The sequence below is a fragment of the Roseovarius conchicola genome, assembly GCF_041403425.1.
Classification (GTDB): domain Bacteria; phylum Pseudomonadota; class Alphaproteobacteria; order Rhodobacterales; family Rhodobacteraceae; genus Roseovarius; species Roseovarius conchicola.
In genome coordinates this window covers 1-4,597 of record NZ_JBGEHK010000020.1, presented here as the reverse complement: position 1 = coordinate 4,597, position 4,597 = coordinate 1, and the positions used below count along the sequence as shown (strand labels likewise).

General features: G+C 55.9%; 6 protein-coding genes and 1 pseudogene. All 7 read right to left on the bottom strand.

The window, feature by feature from the left end; translation table 11 throughout:
- Positions 1–482 (bottom strand): annotated as a pseudogene (locus V6N02_RS22290) (ATP-binding protein); the annotation flags it as partial.
- Positions 482–841 (bottom strand): hypothetical protein, encoded by a 360-nt coding sequence (locus tag V6N02_RS22285; protein ID WP_371229924.1) that lies wholly within the window; start codon positions 839–841, stop codon positions 482–484. The pseudogene V6N02_RS22290 and the gene V6N02_RS22285, both read right to left, overlap by 1 nt.
- A gap of 193 nt (positions 842–1,034) precedes the next feature.
- A complete protein-coding gene (locus V6N02_RS22280; RefSeq protein ID WP_371229921.1) occupies positions 1,035–1,766 on the bottom strand; it encodes a hypothetical protein in 732 nt (243 codons plus the stop codon).
- Between the two features lie 162 nt (positions 1,767–1,928).
- Entirely contained in the window at positions 1,929–2,414 is a 486-nt protein-coding gene (locus V6N02_RS22275) for a hypothetical protein (RefSeq protein WP_371229918.1), read from the bottom strand.
- On the bottom strand, positions 2,401–2,748 hold the full coding sequence (locus tag V6N02_RS22270) for a helix-turn-helix transcriptional regulator (RefSeq protein ID WP_371229916.1): 348 nt from the start codon (positions 2,746–2,748) through the stop codon (positions 2,401–2,403). The genes V6N02_RS22275 and V6N02_RS22270 overlap by 14 nt, the downstream gene beginning before the upstream one ends.
- Positions 2,749–3,138: 390 nt before the next feature.
- On the bottom strand, positions 3,139–3,426 hold the full coding sequence (locus tag V6N02_RS22265) for a hypothetical protein (RefSeq protein ID WP_371229913.1): 288 nt from the start codon (positions 3,424–3,426) through the stop codon (positions 3,139–3,141).
- 2 nt (positions 3,427–3,428) lie between these two features.
- Entirely contained in the window at positions 3,429–3,959 is a 531-nt protein-coding gene (locus V6N02_RS22260) for a DUF3768 domain-containing protein (RefSeq protein ID WP_371229910.1), read from the bottom strand.
- Positions 3,960–4,597: the final 638 nt, after the last annotated feature.

Genomic DNA, 4,597 nt, shown 5'->3' with positions numbered 1-4,597 from the left:
GCCAGCGCCAGACTGATAGTATCCAAAGCTTGCCCGACCATTGCCTTGTCGCTGCGGGCCTGTCCGGCCTTGGCCAGCATGTCCCGGTAGCGCGCCCCTTCGACCGTATTGCAGAGCGCGGGCAGGGGTGGGATATCTGGAGACAGGCCCTCCTGTTCGAACAGCGCTTTGCCGATGTCCAGAAGTTGAACCCGGAGGGCGGCGGGCATGTCTGGCGGCCAGTGATGGGCGAGGGCGGCGTTGATGTTTGTCTCAGACAGCTGCACCGACCCGGCCAGGGCGTGATCATAGAGGATTTGGGTTTCTTCCCGGGCCAACCGTTCCAGCCGTCTCGGGTTTTCCTTCCAGAGCCGATACCCGACATAAGCAGGCACGACGATCAGCGCGATCCAGGAGACGGCCAGCGCCAGTAAGAGTGCAAGGGCCAGGATGACCGCCCCCAGCAGCGCACTGGCGTAGTCTTCGGCAAAACTGCGGGCCATCAGAACTCAATCACAGTGCGCTCGGCCGTATCGGCATTATCGTCCAGCCACAGTTTCATCTGCGCCAGAGCGTCAAGCAAGCGCTCTTCGTAGATTTTGGATTGGCTGGGTGTGGCGCAGAGGAAACGGTCCGGGGCCTCATTCATCAAATGCTCAACCCGCAATTCAAACTTGTCGTCGCGGGCATCGACCTTTGCGGTGGCCGGACGACGATCCAGCAATTTGGTTTTGAGCAGATTGCGTTGGCGAACAATTTGTTTTTCTTCATGGGTAAAGGCCACCTTCAAGACCACCTCATGATAGGTGGTCTTGAAGAGCCATCCCTTGCGAACCGTCTCGTGTTCAATCGATACCCGCATCCCTCAGGGCCTCTCGGCAGAGAAGGGTGGTGAGGGTGGGGATGAACCTGCGAGAGCAGGTGAAGTCACGGGTCCAAGAGCACTGTATCTGAGACAGTATGGTCCATTATGCTCTGCTATGCACCCCCACACCGAACCCCCACGGGGGTTGGGGGTCTGCATGGGGGTCGAAATTAGCTGCAAACCCGGGCCTTCAGCTGAGTTTAACATTTGGATTGACGCCCAACTGGTCGATATATCTCTCAGCAGCTTCGCGACTGGCAAATGTCATGCTGGAGTAATGATATTTTCCATCCCGCAGCTCAATAATCCTCCCTGCGTGTTCGATGGTTTCTTCCGGAGCTCCGAGGCGATTTGATGCCAGTTCGGTATCCACATAGTGCTTGGCTCGTGTGAGAAACTCAAACTTGCGTCCGTCCACGATATACTGATCATCCCTAAACTCAATTTCATGACCGTTATGCGCGACTAGCGAAGGTTTTGCCTCGGTTTCTGAAGGGGTCCCGGTTGTAGGCTTGGATTGCGGGTAACCATGTTGTGCTGTTTCTGCAGTCTGATCCGCTTTCGGAGTCTTTAGTACGGCAAAGCTCTGCGGGGTGTCAGTGTGCTTGTTCAGGCCGCGCCGTGAAACGTCAAGCTGATCACGCGCGATCTGCAGCATCTGCTGCCCGTACTCGGCTGAGTCTACGCCAGCGCGTCCGATCTGGGCAAAGACCAGACCCATGAAGCCTGCGAATGCCAAACCCGCTCCCGGTATTACGGCACCGATGATGGCAAATGTATTTGGACCCGACCCGAACCCCCGGCCCATTTGTCCGACCGCTGCCAATCCTCCAAGGACTGCAATGCCACCCAAGACGATGACACACCAGGACACAAAGGTTAAAAAACTGAAATAGCCGCGTGCGGCTTCATAGGATCGCATAACTCTTCCCCCTCATTCTTCCCAAGCAAAGGCTGCAATCTCCGGGTGTGGGTTGTCAAATAGAATGTCGCTCTGCGTGTGATGATGCTGGCTGGCGAACACAAAAAACCACCCCGTGTCGGAGTGGTTTGTGAAAGAACAAGAAGAACAATTGGTGCTGCGCTAGCCCATGGCCGCCGCCAGCGCCTCAGGTGGGCTGATCAGGGCCTGTTCGGCCAGTGCCAGGGCTTCGAAGATCATCATTGTGCGGGGCTCGAAATCAAAGATGCGGCGTTTCTTTTTTGGCAGATAGCCGGTGATTTCCGGATGCCGTTTGACGAAATGCACGGCCTCTTCGTATTTCGATGGGAAGTGGCGGGGTCGGGCCAGCGAGATATCCAGCACGTAATTGTGGCTCGCCAGATCCGCGATGGCAGCGATCAACCGTCGTGCCTTTTTGCCTTTCCGGCACAGCGCATCGCATTTCTCCGTCACGACCACATCGGGTTTCAGATCATTGATGAGAGATTGTACGAAAGCCACAAGCTCAGCCGGGTCTTTCGTGGCTTTGACGGTCATCCCCCAGTCCAGCAGCTTGGTTTCCTGCAAATACACATAACCGGCCCGACCAGAGGCCACGGCGATGGCCAGAACCTTAAGCGACGCCATGGTCAGGTGAAGTCTTAAGCCGCCGCTGCAGCTTGGCCAGCGAGCCGTCGCGATTAAAGGTGTGTGCCGTCTGCTTGCCGGGATCCGGCAAGGTCTTGCAGCGCTTTTTGAGATGCGTTCGGCGTTCCGTCATTACCGTCGCAAAGAAGCTCTCAAACGACCGGCCGTAGATCAAAGACAGCTCGATGATCTGCTCCAGGGACGGGCGCTGCTTGCCATTCTCCAGATCGGACACGAAGGATTGGTGGCTGTCCAGCAGGTGCGCCAGATCGCCTTGGGTTAAGCCCGCCTTACGTCGTGCCAGTCGCAAGTCTTGGGCAAATTGGGTGCTCATGAAATTATTGATTAAACTGATAGAGCATCAGTCTAGGGTGCCAAAGCCGCGTGTCCTAGCAGGCACGCTATCGGCAGTGGTGATATGGTGGATGGGAGATGGTCTTCGCGGTGTGCATGCGACGTTGCCCGGAGAGGCCTGCGCCGGACCCCGTACGGGTCCGGTACCATACATTCTCAGGTGCAAGCGTGTGCGTCTCTGCCAGGCGGAGGGTCGGCGGCTCAGCGACATCGGTGACTGATGTGATTGAGCCCCGGTGAGACGGCTGCGACTGCCGGAGCTGCTAGCGCGAAGACGTATGATCCTTCTCACTTCTTACACATCTGCGCATTCGCCAAAGAAAAACGCCGCCTGACTAGCAGGCAGCGTATCTTGGGTGGTGATAGTTTCTCAGAACAGTTTGAACTGGCGGCTGTCTTCAACGTGTTTCAGCCAGGCCGGGTCTTCTGCAGCCTCATCCAGCCAGGCGAGCACGTAAGGCTCAATGGCATCTGCATCGGAGATACAGTCTGATGGTATAAAGGCCGAGCGATAGCCCGTTTGCGTGACCGGCAATGTCTCAGAGCATCTGAGTTCAAGATGCCACTGGCCGGAGTTCAGCCAATTGGCTTCATAGGACACATCAATGCGGCGTTCCTGCCAGATCAATGTCAGCGTTTCATAACCGTCGCGCGCCATGCTCAGTACTCCGTCGGGAGCATGATGGTCAGCACGCGGTGTGTGATGCCTTCGTTGGCGGGGTTTTCACTGCCAGCGGAGAGATCTGGGGTGTAGTAATCTATCTTCCAGAAGACCTTCTCGCCCTGCACCTGAACCGCGCCAAAATCGTGCTCGCCCCACGGGTCGTTGTCTTCTGAGAAGGCCTCAAAAGATCGGACGGCCTGAACCGCTGCGACGGCAAACACACTGCCGCGTTCCTGAATGCCGATGGTGAGCATGACAGACCCGTTGCCCACGCCATCTCGGCGAAACCGGTCATTGAGTTCGCGGATGCGCTGATGCGGTGGCACCTCCTGGCGCGACCACACGAGCTTCGTGCTGTCTTCGCACTGGTGGCAGTGGGCGGCGTCAAAGACGTTCTCAAGCTCCCAGAGCCCGCTCTCAGGATTCCAGCATGCCCAGGCGTCTTTAGCTACGCGCTCAGAGCCACATGTCTTACAGCGCGGCACGGCGCCGATATCTTCTTCTGTGTTTTCTTGCAGAGTACCCATAGTTCATCTCCTTCCGGTGAAGCGCCAAGGAGGGATTTCCCAAGCGCTGCGCGGAAGGTGATGAGTGGTACAGAACTATCTATCAGTATGATGGCGTGACTGGTTAGAGAGGGATAGCAGGCACGGTATCATGGTGGGTGATATTTTTTAGTTCAACTTTTGAGGGTTGGGCAAAGAGCAGCCCGCTGTGTAAACTTAGCTGTTTGGGTACCCTGACAGCGGTCTCGAAATGGGAATTTGAGAAATACCAAGCGGTGTCATACTGGTCCGTGGCGAGGTTGCGCTTCGTGCCCAACACTGTCCGAGCCAGTCGAAAACTACTCTTATCTATCGGACTACAAAGGTAAGGATATCCTTACTGTACAACCTGAAGAAAAACCTCGTCTCATGTATCAACTTTGACATGCATCAAGGAACCTGCATCGAACCAAATGTACGAATTAACACCATGGAGGTTGGAAAAGCGTCGTTATGAGCCTTTTAGCAAACCAAGTTCTGAAGTCGTTGGTGCCTTTGGTTTTGCTTCTTATTGTTGCCTCACCTTTGTCGGCTGGCGATTGCCGCCCTGACGGAATGTCCGACAAGGAAGCAGAGCGTATCATTACTATAGCGACCGAGCAGGGCCAGAGCTTTCGTGC

Bases quoted from the DNA above. Each gene is read 5' to 3' on its own strand.
- V6N02_RS22285 (WP_371229924.1), bottom strand. From the start codon at position 841: ATGCGGGTATCGATTGAACACGAGACGGTTCGCAAGGGATGGCTCTTC.
- V6N02_RS22280 (WP_371229921.1), bottom strand. From the start codon at position 1,766: ATGCGATCCTATGAAGCCGCACGCGGCTATTTCAGTTTTTTAACCTTT.
- V6N02_RS22275 (WP_371229918.1), bottom strand. From the start codon at position 2,414: ATGGCGTCGCTTAAGGTTCTGGCCATCGCCGTGGCCTCTGGTCGGGCC.
- V6N02_RS22270 (WP_371229916.1), bottom strand. From the start codon at position 2,748: ATGAGCACCCAATTTGCCCAAGACTTGCGACTGGCACGACGTAAGGCG.
- V6N02_RS22265 (WP_371229913.1), bottom strand. From the start codon at position 3,426: ATGGCGCGCGACGGTTATGAAACGCTGACATTGATCTGGCAGGAACGC.
- V6N02_RS22260 (WP_371229910.1), bottom strand. From the start codon at position 3,959: ATGGGTACTCTGCAAGAAAACACAGAAGAAGATATCGGCGCCGTGCCG.